The organism is Flavobacterium sp. K5-23 (genome assembly GCF_023278045.1).
In the GTDB taxonomy this organism is placed as follows: domain Bacteria; phylum Bacteroidota; class Bacteroidia; order Flavobacteriales; family Flavobacteriaceae; genus Flavobacterium.
In genome coordinates this window covers 1,139,582-1,154,356 of record NZ_CP056783.1, presented here as the reverse complement: position 1 = coordinate 1,154,356, position 14,775 = coordinate 1,139,582, and the positions used below count along the sequence as shown (strand labels likewise).

Annotated in this window: 19 protein-coding genes; 9 read left to right on the top strand and 10 right to left on the bottom strand. The window is 34.3% G+C overall.

The window, feature by feature from the left end:
• Window positions 1-16 precede the first annotated feature (16 nt).
• Window positions 17-691 (bottom strand): LytTR family DNA-binding domain-containing protein, encoded by a 675-nt coding sequence (locus tag FLAK523_RS05155; protein WP_248907261.1) that lies wholly within the window; start codon window positions 689-691, stop codon window positions 17-19.
• Complete coding sequence (locus tag FLAK523_RS05150) at window positions 684-1,706, bottom strand: sensor histidine kinase (RefSeq protein WP_248907259.1); 1,023 nt, start codon at window positions 1,704-1,706, stop codon at window positions 684-686. The genes FLAK523_RS05155 and FLAK523_RS05150 overlap by 8 nt, the downstream gene beginning before the upstream one ends.
• Window positions 1,707-1,968: 262 nt before the next feature.
• Here FLAK523_RS05150 and FLAK523_RS05145 point away from each other — a divergent pair, with 262 nt between their 5' ends.
• The 4 genes from FLAK523_RS05145 to FLAK523_RS05130 are packed head-to-tail and all read left to right on the top strand — an operon-like array spanning window position 1,969 to window position 4,299.
• Window positions 1,969-2,265, top strand: coding sequence for an EF-hand domain-containing protein (locus FLAK523_RS05145; RefSeq protein ID WP_248907257.1), 297 nt, complete (start codon window positions 1,969-1,971; stop codon window positions 2,263-2,265).
• Between the two features lie 6 nt (window positions 2,266-2,271).
• Window positions 2,272-3,069 (top strand): YHYH protein, encoded by a 798-nt coding sequence (locus FLAK523_RS05140; protein WP_248907255.1) that lies wholly within the window; start codon window positions 2,272-2,274, stop codon window positions 3,067-3,069.
• Window positions 3,041-3,682 carry a toxin-antitoxin system YwqK family antitoxin gene (locus tag FLAK523_RS05135; protein WP_248907253.1) on the top strand — a complete coding sequence of 214 codons (642 nt, stop codon included), beginning with the start codon at window positions 3,041-3,043 and terminating at the stop codon, window positions 3,680-3,682. Before FLAK523_RS05140 ends, FLAK523_RS05135 begins: the two co-directional genes overlap by 29 nt.
• Window positions 3,679-4,299 (top strand): SCO family protein, encoded by a 621-nt coding sequence (locus FLAK523_RS05130; protein WP_248907251.1) that lies wholly within the window; start codon window positions 3,679-3,681, stop codon window positions 4,297-4,299. The genes FLAK523_RS05135 and FLAK523_RS05130 overlap by 4 nt, the downstream gene beginning before the upstream one ends.
• An 89-nt stretch (window positions 4,300-4,388) precedes the next feature.
• Here the strand turns inward: FLAK523_RS05130 and FLAK523_RS05125 are convergent, their stop codons facing one another.
• Together FLAK523_RS05125 and FLAK523_RS05120 are read right to left on the bottom strand one after the other, a co-directional pair.
• A complete protein-coding gene (locus FLAK523_RS05125) occupies window positions 4,389-4,751 on the bottom strand; it encodes an RNA-binding protein (protein ID WP_248907249.1) in 363 nt (120 codons plus the stop codon).
• Window positions 4,752-5,068: 317 nt separating this feature from the next.
• On the bottom strand, window positions 5,069-5,536 hold the full coding sequence (locus FLAK523_RS05120) for a DUF6252 family protein (RefSeq protein WP_248907247.1): 468 nt from the start codon (window positions 5,534-5,536) through the stop codon (window positions 5,069-5,071).
• A gap of 200 nt (window positions 5,537-5,736) precedes the next feature.
• Here FLAK523_RS05120 and FLAK523_RS05115 point away from each other — a divergent pair, with 200 nt between their 5' ends.
• From FLAK523_RS05115 to FLAK523_RS05095, 5 genes are all read left to right on the top strand, one after another.
• Window positions 5,737-6,285: a 30S ribosomal protein S16 gene (locus FLAK523_RS05115; RefSeq protein ID WP_248907245.1), complete on the top strand. Its 549-nt coding sequence runs from the start codon at window positions 5,737-5,739 to the stop codon at window positions 6,283-6,285.
• A gap of 15 nt (window positions 6,286-6,300) precedes the next feature.
• Entirely contained in the window at window positions 6,301-6,825 is a 525-nt protein-coding gene (rimM, locus tag FLAK523_RS05110) for a ribosome maturation factor RimM (RefSeq protein ID WP_248907243.1), read from the top strand.
• Window positions 6,826-6,911: 86 nt separating this feature from the next.
• Window positions 6,912-7,625 carry a tRNA1(Val) (adenine(37)-N6)-methyltransferase gene (locus FLAK523_RS05105; protein ID WP_248907241.1) on the top strand — a complete coding sequence of 238 codons (714 nt, stop codon included), beginning with the start codon at window positions 6,912-6,914 and terminating at the stop codon, window positions 7,623-7,625.
• A gap of 262 nt (window positions 7,626-7,887) precedes the next feature.
• Entirely contained in the window at window positions 7,888-9,066 is a 1,179-nt protein-coding gene (locus FLAK523_RS05100; protein ID WP_248907239.1) for an acyl-CoA dehydrogenase family protein, read from the top strand.
• An 89-nt stretch (window positions 9,067-9,155) separates the two neighbouring features.
• Entirely contained in the window at window positions 9,156-9,941 is a 786-nt protein-coding gene (locus FLAK523_RS05095; RefSeq protein ID WP_248907237.1) for a DUF3050 domain-containing protein, read from the top strand.
• A 103-nt stretch (window positions 9,942-10,044) separates the two neighbouring features.
• Here FLAK523_RS05095 and FLAK523_RS05090 read toward each other — a convergent pair whose 3' ends face one another.
• The 6 genes from FLAK523_RS05090 to trmB form a co-directional block, all read right to left on the bottom strand.
• The gene (locus FLAK523_RS05090) at window positions 10,045-10,362 is read right to left on the bottom strand and encodes a 2Fe-2S iron-sulfur cluster-binding protein (protein ID WP_248907234.1); all 318 of its coding nucleotides are present in this window, start codon (window positions 10,360-10,362) and stop codon (window positions 10,045-10,047) included.
• Window positions 10,363-10,577: 215 nt separating this feature from the next.
• On the bottom strand, window positions 10,578-10,817 hold the full coding sequence (locus FLAK523_RS05085) for a NifU family protein (RefSeq protein WP_248907232.1): 240 nt from the start codon (window positions 10,815-10,817) through the stop codon (window positions 10,578-10,580).
• 43 nt (window positions 10,818-10,860) lie between these two features.
• Window positions 10,861-11,988: an Mrp/NBP35 family ATP-binding protein gene (locus FLAK523_RS05080; protein WP_248907230.1), complete on the bottom strand. Its 1,128-nt coding sequence runs from the start codon at window positions 11,986-11,988 to the stop codon at window positions 10,861-10,863.
• A 293-nt stretch (window positions 11,989-12,281) separates the two neighbouring features.
• Window positions 12,282-12,611, bottom strand: a complete 330-nt coding sequence (locus FLAK523_RS05075; protein WP_248907228.1) for an MGMT family protein — start codon at window positions 12,609-12,611, stop codon at window positions 12,282-12,284.
• A 215-nt stretch (window positions 12,612-12,826) separates the two neighbouring features.
• Window positions 12,827-13,462, bottom strand: a complete 636-nt coding sequence (locus FLAK523_RS05070) for a LysE family transporter (RefSeq protein WP_248907226.1) — start codon at window positions 13,460-13,462, stop codon at window positions 12,827-12,829.
• Window positions 13,463-13,492: 30 nt separating this feature from the next.
• Window positions 13,493-14,170 carry a tRNA (guanosine(46)-N7)-methyltransferase TrmB gene (gene trmB / locus FLAK523_RS05065; RefSeq protein WP_248907224.1) on the bottom strand — a complete coding sequence of 226 codons (678 nt, stop codon included), beginning with the start codon at window positions 14,168-14,170 and terminating at the stop codon, window positions 13,493-13,495.
• Window positions 14,171-14,775: the final 605 nt, after the last annotated feature.

Here is a 14,775-nt window from a genome sequence, read left to right as displayed (position 1 = left end):
TAAAATACTTTTACGTTCAAGAAAACAACTCCCGCTTCACCTTATCGTAATAGCTATCACTTACCGGAATTTGTATAATCCCTAATGACAGGTCTCTTCCTTTAAGGCCTGTCACTTTGTTTTTGTTGATAATAAAAGATCGATGAACACGTATAAAAACAGAAGAGTCTAATGATTTTTCCAATGATTTTAAGGATTGCAGGCTCATTATTTTTTTAGAATTGGTATGAAAAACAGCATACTCACTGTCACTTTCGATATGTGTAATATCGTCTAATTTAAGTTTGAATAAATCATACCCTGATTTTACGGTAATTGTTTTCTCATTTGAAATAGTCGTTTCTTCAGGTTGAATTTTTTGAACTGCTTTTAAAAAACGCTGAAACGTAATAGGCTTTAGTAAATAATCAATAGCACTCAACTCAAATCCGTCTAAAGCATATTCAGAATAGGCAGTTGTAAAGATAATTTTGGTAGTTGTGGGAATGAGTTTGGCAAAGTCGGTGCCTTTTATTTCAGGCATTTGAATATCTAAAAAGACAAGCTTAATGTCTTCACTTTTTAGGCAATCTAATGCTTCTAAAGGGTTTTCGAAAGAACCAACTAATTCTAAAAAATCCAATTTGGCCACATAACTTTTAAGCAAACCTCTTGCTAATTCTTCATCATCAATAATAATGCATTTAAACATTGGTGTTGATTTTTAGGGTTACTGCAAAAGAAGTTGAGTTTTCGGATATTATTAATTCATGTTTTTCAGCATAAAGTAAAGATAATCTTTTTTGAACATTACGCATACCGATACCTCCTACTTTGTCTTTGCTAACAGGTTCTTTATTGAGACTGTTTTCAATTTTAAAAACAATCATTTCGTCTTTTGTTTCAATTTCAATTGTAATAAAAGATTCCAGAATATTATGAATATTACTGTGTTTGAATGCATTTTCAACAAAGGGAATCAACAGCATAGGTGCAATTTGAAGCTGAGGATTATCTATAGAAAACGTTGTTATTATAGGGTAGGCTTTACTACTTTTTAATTTGAATAGTTTTATAAAATCTTCGATATAAGTAATTTCTTTTTCGATGGCAACTTTAGGTTTTTCACATTCGTATAAAACATAACGCAGCATATCAGAGAGATTCAAAATACTTTCCTGCGTTTTTTGAGCATCAATTGCAGAGAGAGCATAAATATTATTCAAAGAGTTAAATAAAAAATGGGGATTTATCTGTGATTTAAGAAATTTCAGTTCGGTTTCAAGAGTTTCAGATTTGCTTAAAATCAAGGCTTCTTCTTTTGTTTGAGCAAATGAAAAAGTTTCGACGAAAATTGTCAAGATGTAAGCAACGGTGATGATTAAAAAATTGATGAAAAAAGGGGAAGGCGCACCTCTTTGTCCTAAATTATGATGCATCGGAGGTGGTCTTAACGGCCCAGCATGACCAGCTATAAATTGAGACGAAACAAATGCAAAAAGGACTAGTAAACCTATTGATATTAAGCCAAATACTAAAAACTTTTTTCGAAATAATATTTGCGGCACTAAAATATAAATTAAACTTAAAACTAATAGACTTTGAAAAAAATAAGCCATCCAATTTTCGATTAAAAAATGAACAAAATTATTTTGAGATAGCCCTAAAACAATCCATATGACAGCCCAAAAAAGAATCTGAAAAAGCGCTCTGGTAAATTTATTCATAGTTCTGGTTTTTTTAGTAGTCCTTTATATTGCCTTTACATAAATACATAACAATGTGATAATGGCTATTAGACAATACAAATAAATAAAATAAAAAGCAATTCGATTCTAAAAACACTGTTTTTAAAACCTTATAAACAGCCGTTTAAAGGGCCATTGAAAGCGTTCACTGAAAACATGGCGTCTTTCACTGAATAGTTAAAATAGTATTTAAATAAATTTTCAACTTTGTAATCGCTAGCACTAATTAAATCTTATAAATATGCAAAAGAATAATTCAAAAACACTCTTATTAAGTGTACTATTAATGATGTTAGGAACTTATGTCTCTTTTGGACAACCACCACAAGGACAGGATGGTAAAAAACCGCCAACAGTGGAAGAGCTATTCAAACAAATGGATGCGAATAAGGACGGCAAACTTTCTAAAGAAGAAATAAAAGGCCCTTTAAAAGATGATTTTGCTAAAGTAGATTTAAACAAAGATGGTTTTATTACCAGAGAAGAATTAAAAAAAGCACCAAAACCTGAAGATAGAAGACCCCCAAATAAAAACTAAATTAAGATGAAAAAAGTAATACGAATGAAAAAAACAGAAAATTGGGCACTAGCATTGTGTTTAGCAGTAAGTCTTGTAAGCTGTAGCAAAGATGATTCGGGAACAAGTAGCAGCACTTCTACAACAACCCCAGTAACCACAACAGTTTGTAATACGGTTCCAACGGTATTTAGCAGTAACTATAAAAGCGCAGTTACTTTATCTGCTGATTGCACAACGGTTACGTTAAAGTCAAAAGGAGTTCCAGACCACGTTACTCCATATTGGGGAACAGGAAATGCGCTATATGAAGCACAAACTACAGGACAAACAGTGAATCCAGGGAACTTACAAGAACAAAATTTTGTAATGACTATTCAAATCAATCCGGTATCCGCTACTACTAAAGAAGAGACTTCACTAGGACCAATTGGGATGGCATTGAATGGAGTTGCTATTTATAATGATAGAGAAGGAGGAAATGTACCTGTTGATGCGGGAACTCTTAAATCATTTGATAGAGCAGGAGCGCATAGTGGGCCTGGAGGTTTGTATCATTACCATTTTAATGGAGATTTCACATCTAAAGATGACATAAAATTAATAGGGTGGCTGCGTGATGGTTTCCCTATTTATGGTCGTAAAGATAAAGACGGTACTTATCCTTCTAATTTAGACTCAAATGGAGGTCATACAGGGGCAACAGCAGATTATCCAAATGGAATCTATCATTACCATTGTTCTAATGTTAATTATATGAATTCTGGATTTTACATACTAAAAGCAGGAAGTTATCATGGTGCTAAAGGAACATTTACATTTTAAATTAGGAGCTTTATTACTTATAGCATCACTTGCTTTAAGTTGTAAAAAAACAATTAAAGAAGAAGCAATTGTGCTTTCTTCTTTAGTTGTTAATGCTTCAGAAATACCAAAAGATACGATTTCATCCGAAAACAAAAACATAAAACTAGATAACGGAATCGTGTTTTTTAAAAACAAGATTTATTCTGGATATGTAAAAGAAGTTTATAGTCCTACACAAGTTAAAGCCGTTTTCAGCTTTTTGAACGGAAAACAACACGGATTGACAAGGAGTTATTACTTAAATGGAAAACTCAAAGATTGCCGAAGTTATAAAGAAAACAAGGCATACGGAAGACATTTTGGTTATTGGGAAAACGGGCAGCCAAAATTTGATTTCATTTATTATAATGACAAGCGAGAAGGCATTCAAAAACAATGGTATGAAAGTGGAAGTCAGTATTGCTTTTTGACTTTCAAAGAGGATAGAGAATACGGAATACAACAAGCTTGGCGTGAAAACGGAAAACCCTACATCAATTACGAAGTAAAAGATGGACATCGTTATGGCTTACAAAAATCAAATTTGTGTTATACTTTAAGGGACGAAAAATTAAAATTAACAACAAAATGAAAACAAAATATTTAATAGTGCTTCTAGGAATTGCTATGTTCTCTTGTCAAGAAACACGAAAATTACCCTATTACAACACGGCTAATTTTACACCGGTCTGGGAAATAGATTCAGAAGAAAGTTTTCACAAGATTCGGCCATTTAATTTAACCGATCAAGAAGGAAAATTATTTTCAGAAAAAAACCTAGATAGTAAGATTACCGTGGTTGATTTCTTTTTTACCTCTTGCCCTGGTATTTGTCCTAAGATGACTAATAGTATGTCTGTATTGCAAAAGGAGTTTCTTAGCAATGATAATGTTATGTTGCTTTCCCATTCTGTAACACCTGAAAAAGACAGTGTTGCTGTTTTAGCTGAGTATGCCAAAACAAAAAACATTAATTACATCAAATGGAAATTGCTCACTGGACCCAAAGAAGAGATTTATAATTTAGGACGAAAATTTTATTTTGTGGAAGAAGATTTGGGCGAAAATAAAGACGACTCCATTTTTTTACACACCGAGAATTTTGTTCTAATCGATAAAAACAGGATAATTAGAGGAATCTACAACAGTCTTGACCCTACTAGTATGGCTTCATTAATAGAAGACATTAAAGTATTGGAAAAAGAATAAGCACCTAAGTAACAATAATACAAAATACCTAAAAACAAAAAAGCTGTCAATTTACATTGACAGCTTTTTTTATATCTAGAAAAAAAGAATTAGTATCTTCCTCTATCTCCACCACCACGGTTTTCTCCACCACGGCTGTTTCCACCTCCGTAACCTCCGCGAGAGTCTCCTCCACCACGGTTGTTATTAAAGCTTCTTCTTTCACCTTCTGGTTTTGGTTCAGATTTGTTAACAACAATTGTACGTCCTTGAACAGTAGCACCGTTCAACTCATCAATTGCTTTTTGAGCTTCATCATCATTTGCCATTTCAACAAAACCAAATCCTTTACTTCTTCCAGTAAATTTATCAGTAATGATCTTAACTGAATCAACTGCTCCATAAGCCTCGAAAGACTCTCTTAAATCTGCTTCCTCAATACTGAATGGAAGGCTTCCAACAAAAATATTCATATGTTCTTATTTATAATAATTGCAACAAATGTAAACTTATTTTTTTCTAATCTACTATATATTAGCTAATTTCTAAATTTATTTTTATAAAAAAACTAAAAAAAGGGTCGAATAGCATTAAACAAAAGGACATCATATAAAAAGTATTTGGCCAAAATACTTTGAAACAACAACTTATACTCATAATATTATTCCAATTCCGCAGATTAAACTTTATAAAAGATTGAATTTCAATAAAATTCCAATAAAACAAACGGTCCGTTTTAACCGTCAGAAATTTATCCTACTGTTCTATAACAAAAAACAAATAGAGCTTATTAATTCACGGGAATTTTATAGAAAATTCCTTGTTGAAAATTCAAAGAAGGACCACCTAAGGGATTATTAGAAGTGTTTTTTGCATTAAATCGGAACGAACCCGATACCGTTTTATTAACAGCATCATATTCTGTTATCACAATCTGGCCATCACCAAAACCAGAACCTGTAGCATAAGTGATACTACCTTCGGCATTTGTAAGTACATAAGAAACAGCATTTGACGCTGATGTACCTAATACATAGGTCTGAACTTTAGCTGCACTAGTATTAAAGGTAACAACTTCATTTGCTGTATACGCTTTAATTGTCAAAGCACCTCCAGAGGCAATTGTTGCCCTGGCATCCACAGCACGCCAAAAAACATTGTCACGCAATCCTTGAAAAGAAGGATTGTTGAATTTCACATCTTCCTGACACGAGACAAAAGGCAATAACGCGATTACAAGTAAAATAAACTTTCTCATAAACTAATCTTTTAGACAAACAAAAATAGACATTTATCACTTCATAACACCTGTTTTTAGCCAATAATCATCAATCCATAATGGACTAATTCACTCCCTTTCATCAAAATACAAACAGTATTAGCAAATTCAAATAAAAAACTTATCTTTGCACCCTTAATTAATCGAGGTCGAGAACCTCAAAATTTAATCAAACGATTATGTCAGTAAAAATTAGATTACAAAGACACGGTAAAAAAGGAAAACCTTTTTACTGGGTAGTAGCAGCAGATGCTCGCTCAAAAAGAGATGGTAAATACCTAGAAAAAATTGGTACTTACAATCCAAACACTAACCCTGCAACTATCGACTTAAACCTTGATAAAGCAGTTCAATGGTTACACAATGGTGCTCAACCTACTGATACAGCTAGAGCAATCCTTTCTTACAAAGGTGCGTTATTGAAACATCACCTTGACGGTGGTATCCGTAAGGGTGCTTTAACTCAAGAACAAGCTGATGCAAAATTAGCTACTTGGTTAGAATCAAAAACTGGTACAGTTGATGCTAAGAAAGAAGGTTTGACTAAAGCGCAAGCTGATGTTAAAGCTAAAGCTTTCAAAGCAGAACAAGATGTTAACGCAAAACGTTTAGCTGCTGCTGCACAAGCTGAAGCTGACGCAATTGCTGCCGCTACTCCTGCTGTAGAAGAAGAAGTTTCTGAAGAAGCTCCTGCTGCAGAAGAAAACAACGAAGAAGCTCAAGCATAATTTTAGAAGGCGAAAATGCGTAAAGAAGATTGTTTTTATTTAGGTAAAATCGCTAAAAAATTTAGTTTCAAAGGAGAAGTTCTTGCCTATTTAGACACGGACGAACCTGAGTTATACGAAAACCTGGAATCAGTGTTTGTTGAATGCAACAAACACTTGATTCCTTTTTTTATTGAAAGCAGTTCGCTGCATAAAAACGACTTCCTAAGAATTCGTTTTGAAGATATGAATACCGAGGAAGAGGCTGACGCCATTATTGGTAACGAACTCTATCTTCCTTTAAATATGTTGCCAAAACTTTCTGGCAATAAATTCTATTTCCACGAAGTAATTGATTTTGAAGTGGAAGACAAAAGACTTGGAGTATTTGGAAAAATAGTATCCATCAATGACTCTACTGCACAACCGCTTTTTGAGGTTTTGAATGGTGATGTTGAAATGCTTATCCCAATGATTGATCACTTCATTGTGAAAATCGACAGAGACAACAAAAAAGTTGTCATGGATTTACCTGAAGGTCTTATAGAAATGTACCTTTAAATATTAGTGATCAGTATTCAGTTTTTAGTGGTCAGTTTCAATAATATCTGAAATTAACATTACTCAATCTACAACCTGAAATTTCTATGTCAAAATTTTCCTTTAAACAATTCTCACTTGAACAAGATCGTTGTGCCATGAAAATTGGAACTGACGGTGTTTTACTTGGCGCTTGGACACCATTGGACAACAATCCAAACAGCATTTTAGATATTGGAACAGGAACTGGAGTAATTGCTTTGATGCTAGCTCAAAGAAGCCATGCCGAACAAATTGACGCATTGGAAATTGACGAAGAAGCCTACGAGCAATCGGTGGATAATTTTGAGAAATCCCCCTGGAGCGAACGATTGTTTTGTTTTCACGCTGGTTTAGACGAATTTGTCGAAGAACCAGAAGACGAATACGATCTAATTGTTTCTAACCCTCCTTTTTACAGCGAAGATTACAAAACCGAATGCAATCAAAGAGATATGGCGCGTTTTCAAGACGCTATGCCTTTTGAGGAATTGATTGAAGCAGCGGCCATGTTTCTTTCTGAAAACGGAATCTTTTCTGTAATCATCCCTTTCAAAGAGGAAGAAAATTTCTTGGCTTTAGCCAAAGAATGCGAATTATATCCCCTAAAAATAACACGCGTAAAAGGAACTCCAACCACAGAAATCAAACGAAGTCTTTTGGCTTTTAGTCGAAATGAAACTTCAACTATTCTTGTTGACGAATTAGTAATTGAAACTGCTAGACATATTTACACTCCAGAGTACATTGAGCTAACAAAAGACTTTTATTTGAAAATGTAACTTTATACATTTTCAACACCAATTTTTTTAGTTTATCTAGGATTACATCTAATGATACCCAAAAGACAGCAACGGAAATTATTACAACACAATCATATATTTTTTAAATTATAACAATATATAATGCTTTTGTTATATTTCTTTGTGTAAATTTGTTGTATTCGAATTACCATAGCTGCTAGCATATATCGATACAATAAATCTGCTAGTTCATGCTAATTCATTAGTTAGAAACATTATAAAAAATTATAAAAAGCTAAATATGAAACCAGACTTATTTCAAGCTCCAGATTACTACCTATTAGATGATTTATTAACGGAAGAGCACAAATTAGTGCGTGACTCTGCTCGTGCGTGGGTAAAAAAAGAAGTTTCTCCTATTATTGAAGAATATGCTCAAAGAGCTGAATTTCCAAAACAAATCGTAAAAGGTTTGGGTGAAATTGGAGGTTTTGGTCCTTACATCCCTGTTGAATATGGTGGTGCGGGATTAGACCAAATCTCTTACGGATTAATTATGCAAGAAATTGAGCGTGGTGATTCAGGTGTTCGTTCTACCTCATCAGTACAATCTTCTTTGGTTATGTATCCAATTTGGAAATACGGAAACGAAGAACAACGCATGAAATATTTACCTAAACTTGCTACAGGCGAATGGATTGGTTGTTTTGGTTTGACAGAACCTAGCCATGGTTCAGACCCAGGAAGTATGATTACCAACTTTAAAGACATGGGAGACCATTATTTACTGAACGGTGCTAAAATGTGGATTTCGAATGCTCCATTTGCTGATGTTGCTGTAGTATGGGCCAAAAACGAAGAAGGAAGAATTCACGGATTGATCGTTGAACGCGGAATGGAAGGTTTTACAACTCCAGAAACACATAACAAATGGTCGTTAAGAGCTTCTTCTACCGGAGAATTGATTTTTGACAATGTGAAAGTGCCAAAAGCTAATTTATTGCCTAACAAATCAGGATTAGGCGCTCCACTGGGATGTTTAGATTCTGCTCGTTACGGAATTGCATGGGGTGCTATAGGCGCAGCTATGGATTGCTACGATACAGCGCTGCGTTATGCAAAAGAAAGAATCCAGTTTGACAAACCTATTGCAGGAACACAATTACAACAAAAGAAATTAGCCGAAATGATTACTGAAATCACCAAAGCACAATTATTGACTTGGAGATTAGGAGTATTGAGAAATGAAGGTAAAGCTACAACAGCTCAAATCTCTATGGCCAAAAGAAACAATGTGGATATGGCAATTAATATTGCTCGTGAAGCGAGACAAATTCTTGGAGCTATGGGTATCTCAGGAGAATATTCCATTATGCGACACATGATGAACTTAGAGTCGGTAATTACATACGAAGGTACGCATGACATTCATTTATTGATTACAGGAATGGACATTACTGGAATTCCAGCGTTTAAATAATGTAAACAACTATTAAAGTATTAATAAAATTGATAGTAAAAGCTTCCTGTTTTCAGGAAGCTTTTTTACTTTTGTATCAAACTCAATTTATGGACATTACTACAATAAATACCGCAATACAATCTAAAAAGGATATTTTACTTCAACACCCGCTATATAAAAACGTAAAAACAATTGAAGATTTACATTGTTTTTTGGAAAATCACGTATTTGCAGTTTGGGATTTTATGTCTTTATTGAAGGCATTACAATCTAAATTGACTTGTACGACAACTCCTTGGTTTGCAACCAAAAATCCAGAGACCCGATATTTAATAAACGAAATTGTTCTGGCCGAAGAATCTGATTTAACGCTTGATGGTCACCGTCAAAGTCATTACGAGATGTACATTGATGCTATGAAAGATTGCGGTGCTAACACAACCGAAATAGAAAATTTCTTATCTGAAGTACATTCATTGCAGAATATATTTGTGGCTATAAAAACAAGCAACTTACATCCTAATATAAAAGCGTTTTTAAATTTCACTTTTACCGTGATCGAACAAGGGAAACCTCACGAGGTAGCTGCCGCTTTCACTTTTGGAAGAGAAGATTTGATTCCTGCTATGTTTACTGCAATCCTAAAAAACTTTCAAGAGAATTTTCCGGATACCGATTTAAGTAAACTAATTTACTACTTCGAAAGACATATCGAACTAGATGCTGACGAACACGGACCTATGGCGATGAAAATGATTACTGAACTTTGCGAGGAAGATGCCTTGAAATGGGAGGAAGTCGAAGCTGTTTCTATTGAAGCACTAGAAAAACGCATTGGATTATGGGATGCCATTGAAGAGCACATTATGGAAGCACATATGGCTACAACATAGAAGAAACACAAAATAAAAAACCCAAATTCCAATTTATTAAAACTGGAATTTGGGTTTTTTATTTTAATTTGAAATTTTCATTTCAAATGAATCTCTGTTTATTTTAATTTTCTGGTGCTAATTCCAGTTCTAATCCTTCTAATTCTACAGTAATAGGAATTTGGCAACCCAAACGACTGTTTGACTTCACGTAGAATGCCTCAGAGAGCATTGCTTCTTCATCATCTCCCATTTCAGGTAATGGTATGTCATTAAGAACATAACATTGACATGAAGCACACATTGCCATTCCACCACAAGTTCCCTCTACAGGCAACTCATACGCTTTACACAATTCCATGATGTTCATGGCCATATCAGTGGGAGCTTGCAATTCATGTACTACTCCTTCTCTATCTTTAATCTTTATTAAAACATCCATAAATTAATTATGAGTTATAGGTTGTGGGTTGTATTTGGTTTTGCGTGAAATTTGAGATTAAGAGGAGGACAGCCAGTGGCTGTCAGGTATTTTTTTTGATTTAAAAATTACCACATACCTATAACCCTAAAAAAACGACCGTTTTAAGAAAAAAGGCATATCACCGCAACGATGAATAGCCTTTTTTCTTAAAAGGGGCACGCCCAAAATATTTTTTACAGGATATTTACAACAGTTTCAATTTGGGGTGCAAACTTTTTAATAGTAGTTTCCACTCCTGCTTTTAGTGTCATTTGGTTAACGCTACAACTGGTACAAGCACCTTCAAGACGTACTTTTACATGCTTCCCGTCCTCAATCGAAACAAGAGATATATCTCCACCGTCAGAATTCAAAAAAGGTCTGATTTCTTCGAGTGCTTTTTGGACTTCGATTATTAATTCTTCTGTTGTCATATTCTTTTATTTAAAGATTTGAATAATGATATTCAATCTTATATTATTTTTTAACTGCTGAACAACCTGCCATAGTTGTTATTTTGATTGCTTCGCTGGCAGGAAGACTTTCGTTTCTTTTTATTGTTTCTTCAACAACTTTACGAGTAATGTTTTCGAAAACACTTTCGATAACTGAACCTGTTTGCATTGCTGCTGGACGACCGTAATCTCCCGCTTCACGAATCGACTGTACGATAGGAACCTCTCCTAAGAATGGAACCTCAAGATCAGCCGCTAAGTTCTTAGCTCCTTCTTGTCCGAAGATGTAATATTTATTATTAGGCAATTCTTCAGGTGTGAAGTAGGCCATATTTTCTATAATTCCAAGTACCGGTACATTGATCGCTTCAGATAGGAACATGGAAACTCCTTTTTTAGCATCAGCCAAAGCTACTGCTTGTGGAGTACTTACAACAACCGCACCTGTAACAGGTAATGATTGCATGATAGAAAGGTGAATGTCTCCTGTTCCTGGAGGAAGGTCAATAAGCATAAAGTCCAGTTCTCCCCAGTCAGCATCAAAGATCATTTGGTTCAAAGCTTTAGAAGCCATAGGACCTCTCCAGATTACCGCTTGACTTGGAGCCGTGAAAAACCCGATAGACAGTATTTTTATTTCGTAGCTCTCAACTGGTTTCATTTTTGACTTTCCGTCCACCATCACTGAGATTGGTTTTTCGTTTTCTACGTCAAACATGATAGGCATTGATGGCCCGTAAATATCAGCATCAAGAACTCCCACTGAGAATCCCATTTTTGCTAATGAAACGGCAAGATTTGCAGTTACAGTAGATTTCCCTACTCCTCCTTTACCAGAGGCAACGGCAATAATGTTTTTTATTCCTGGAATTTGTTTTCCTTTAATTTCCGCTTTTTCAGGAGCTTCCACTTTGATATTTACTTTAACTTTAGCATCCGCAGAAACTAAATCGTGTATTGTTTTTTTGATATCGTCTTCTGCACGTTTCTTAATGTGCATTGCCGGAGTATGTAATACTAAATCAACTACTACTTCATCCCCAAAAGTGATTACGTTTGTTACCGCGCCACTTTCTACCATATTTTTTCCTTCTCCAGCTACAGTAATCGTTTCTAAAGCTTTAAGAATGTCTTTTCTTTCTAATTTCATTATAAAAGTTTCAAGTTTGATGTTTAAAGTAATTCATACCCCTAAAAAAGACTATGTTTATTTAAACTGATTTCAGATTACAAAGATAAGAGATTCTATTTTTATAACAACCGTTTTAAATTGGTTTTATTGATAGGCAAATCAGCAGTAATTATCAGGAAATTTGGTTTGTTTTTCAATTGATTGAATCGAATAAAAACCGAGCGAATAAGCGCCCTAAAATATCATTTATAGTTTTATTCGAAAACAAAAAAAGAGTGGATTTTGATTTAAAAGTTAGACTGAATTTACAATTACTGAACTCTTACTTCCGGAGTCCATAAATGTTTTTCGAAATCTACAATTTGGTTTTCGATTACTTCAATCCCTTCACTTTCGAGTAATTGCTGCATTAGATTAGTTCCGTCAAAATGGAATTTCCCAGTGAGCAATCCTTTACGATTTACCACCCGATGCGCCGGAACATCCTCCATATTGTGCGCTGCATTCATTGCATAGCCCACCATTCTTGCGGAACCCGCAGCACCCAATACTTTAGCAATAGCACCATAAGAGGTTACCTTTCCGTAAGGAATTTGCCTCGCAACAGCGTACACTCTTTCAAAAAAATTATCGTTTGACATAGGAATTTATTTAACAGCAGAAATTCAAGTTTAAATATACCGTTTAATTCAAAATAAATAGTATTCAGCTAATGCTTAGGTTTAAAAAAACAGAATCTAGAATCATCTAGTGTTGAGATAAAAGTTTTGCCATAAAAAAATGGAAAATGTTTTATTATTTACACCCTACTTAAATGACCTTATATACCTTATACCGTAATAATTAAATGGTTTTTTTAACCCAAATAGTATCTTACTATATTGAAAAGAGTAATTACAGAAACCAAGCCTGTAATACTTCCTATAATCGTATTCATGTTTTTAAGGAGTGATTCGGCTTTATTTTCAATTCTACTGAAGAATGAAATGTAAAAGTAAAAAACCAGGAACGAACCCAAGACAACTCCGCTTACAAAAGTAAAAACAGAAACTGTACTGAAAGAAAACAGCATGTATGAGGATAGCGTTATACTAATAAAAACGTAGTACGGAATAGGGAAAAAATTGAGTGAAGAGAGTAACATCCCAAGAAAAAAACGTTTCTTCTTGCTGCTTTTTTCGATATTGGCTTTCTTGATTTTTGGCTTTTTGGCAATCCATAAAAAATAAATGGTTAGCGCAGCGAAAATTCCAAAACCCACTTCGCGCAATAAAAGAACAATGTCAGGACGTTTATCAATAGCCAAAGCGAATAATATCGCCAGATAAGCCTGGAAGAAAATAACAATTACAGCACCAAGCACAAACCACAATGCGTTTCTTTTCCCTTCTTTAAGATTCACCTTTGCGGCTGTCATATTGATTAGTCCCGGAGGAATAATCCCTATAACAGCTGTAACAAATCCTAAAAATAAAGGGGTGATGAAATTCATTTATGGTGTTTTAGACTAAAAAAAGTGCTATTATTCTTTAATTTTAAATCTAATATACGTAATTGCTTTGTTAATTTCCAAATATTGTTTTTCGTAAAATGTTTGAAAAGCCGTCACTTCTTCCGGACTTCCTTCGTTTACATATACATTGTGATTAGCATACAAAACCTCGTGGCCTTCACCGTGAAGCAACCCAAGAGTATAACCGTGCATAAATTCACTATCAGTTTTCAGGTTTACGACACCGTCTTTTTTAAGGATTTTTTTATACAATTGCAGGAACTCCGAATTAGTCATTCTATGCTTCGTTCTTTTGTATTTTATTTGTGGATCCGGGAAAGTAATCCAGATTTCATCTACTTCGTTTTCAGCAAATACGTGATTAATCAATTCGATTTGAGTTCGAATGAAAGCCACATTATGCAAGCCTGTTTCAACAGCTGTTTTAGCACCACGCCAGAAACGAGCTCCTTTGATATCAATCCCAACAAAGTTTTTATTAGGGTATCTTTCGGCTAATCCAACAGAATATTCCCCTTTACCACAACCTAATTCCAACACCAATGGATTGTCATTCTTAAAGAAATCCGAATTCCATTTTCCTTTTAGTGGAAATAAATCTCCTACTACTTCTTCTCTCGATGGTTGAAAAACGTTAGTAAACGTTTCGTTTTCTCTGAACCTTTTTAATTTATTTTTACTTCCCACGACTTTCTAAATATTTTTGCAAAATTAAGGAAATATATAAGACCGAAGGGTTTGGGAAGGAAAAAAATAATTTTGAGTCAAACATTGAAATTATGGTAGTCAATTACGGCAATAGTAAACAAAACTTCTCGATACGTTTTTGGATAAGACGAAAGTGGCAATCATCATAATTTGAAAGCCAAAAACACTCGAAGTGACGTTAATTAATACAATAAGTTCCTTTGTTCGTCAGTTCGAGTGGTTTTTAAAACTAAACAAAAATTGTTTATTTAAAAAAAACAGACTGTTTTAAAAATTCTATCGAGAACCGTTCTATAAACAAAACTTCTCGATGCGTTTTGGATAAGACGAAAGTGGCAATCAACATAAGTTGAAAGCCAAAAACACTCGAAGTGACGTTGACAAATACAATAGATTACCTACTCGTCAGTTCGAGTGATTTTTAAAACTAAACAAAAATTACTTTTTGAGGATAAACGTTCCGTGCTAAAAATTCTATCGAGAACCGTTCTATAAACACGACTTCTCGATACATTTTTGGCTAAGACGAAAGCTGCAAATAACTTAAGTTGAAAGCCAAAAACACTCGAAGTGACGTTGAGAAA

Excerpts from the sequence above, each read along its gene's own strand:
- FLAK523_RS05075 (WP_248907228.1), bottom strand. The coding sequence starts at position 12,611 with ATGTCAAACGATAATTTTTTTGAAAGAGTGTACGCTGTTGCGAGGCAA.
- FLAK523_RS05115 (WP_248907245.1), top strand. The coding sequence starts at position 5,737 with ATGTCAGTAAAAATTAGATTACAAAGACACGGTAAAAAAGGAAAACCT.
- FLAK523_RS05090 (WP_248907234.1), bottom strand. The coding sequence starts at position 10,362 with ATGGATGTTTTAATAAAGATTAAAGATAGAGAAGGAGTAGTACATGAA.
- FLAK523_RS05100 (WP_248907239.1), top strand. The coding sequence starts at position 7,888 with ATGAAACCAGACTTATTTCAAGCTCCAGATTACTACCTATTAGATGAT.
- FLAK523_RS05125 (WP_248907249.1), bottom strand. The coding sequence starts at position 4,751 with ATGAATATTTTTGTTGGAAGCCTTCCATTCAGTATTGAGGAAGCAGAT.
- FLAK523_RS05080 (WP_248907230.1), bottom strand. The coding sequence starts at position 11,988 with ATGAAATTAGAAAGAAAAGACATTCTTAAAGCTTTAGAAACGATTACT.
- FLAK523_RS05105 (WP_248907241.1), top strand. The coding sequence starts at position 6,912 with ATGTCAAAATTTTCCTTTAAACAATTCTCACTTGAACAAGATCGTTGT.
- FLAK523_RS05155 (WP_248907261.1), bottom strand. The coding sequence starts at position 691 with ATGTTTAAATGCATTATTATTGATGATGAAGAATTAGCAAGAGGTTTG.
- FLAK523_RS05150 (WP_248907259.1), bottom strand. The coding sequence starts at position 1,706 with ATGAATAAATTTACCAGAGCGCTTTTTCAGATTCTTTTTTGGGCTGTC.
- FLAK523_RS05095 (WP_248907237.1), top strand. The coding sequence starts at position 9,156 with ATGGACATTACTACAATAAATACCGCAATACAATCTAAAAAGGATATT.
- FLAK523_RS05070 (WP_248907226.1), bottom strand. The coding sequence starts at position 13,462 with ATGAATTTCATCACCCCTTTATTTTTAGGATTTGTTACAGCTGTTATA.
- FLAK523_RS05140 (WP_248907255.1), top strand. The coding sequence starts at position 2,272 with ATGAAAAAAGTAATACGAATGAAAAAAACAGAAAATTGGGCACTAGCA.
- FLAK523_RS05120 (WP_248907247.1), bottom strand. The coding sequence starts at position 5,536 with ATGAGAAAGTTTATTTTACTTGTAATCGCGTTATTGCCTTTTGTCTCG.
- FLAK523_RS05135 (WP_248907253.1), top strand. The coding sequence starts at position 3,041 with ATGGTGCTAAAGGAACATTTACATTTTAAATTAGGAGCTTTATTACTT.
- FLAK523_RS05145 (WP_248907257.1), top strand. The coding sequence starts at position 1,969 with ATGCAAAAGAATAATTCAAAAACACTCTTATTAAGTGTACTATTAATG.
- rimM (WP_248907243.1), top strand. The coding sequence starts at position 6,301 with ATGCGTAAAGAAGATTGTTTTTATTTAGGTAAAATCGCTAAAAAATTT.
- FLAK523_RS05085 (WP_248907232.1), bottom strand. The coding sequence starts at position 10,817 with ATGACAACAGAAGAATTAATAATCGAAGTCCAAAAAGCACTCGAAGAA.
- FLAK523_RS05130 (WP_248907251.1), top strand. The coding sequence starts at position 3,679 with ATGAAAACAAAATATTTAATAGTGCTTCTAGGAATTGCTATGTTCTCT.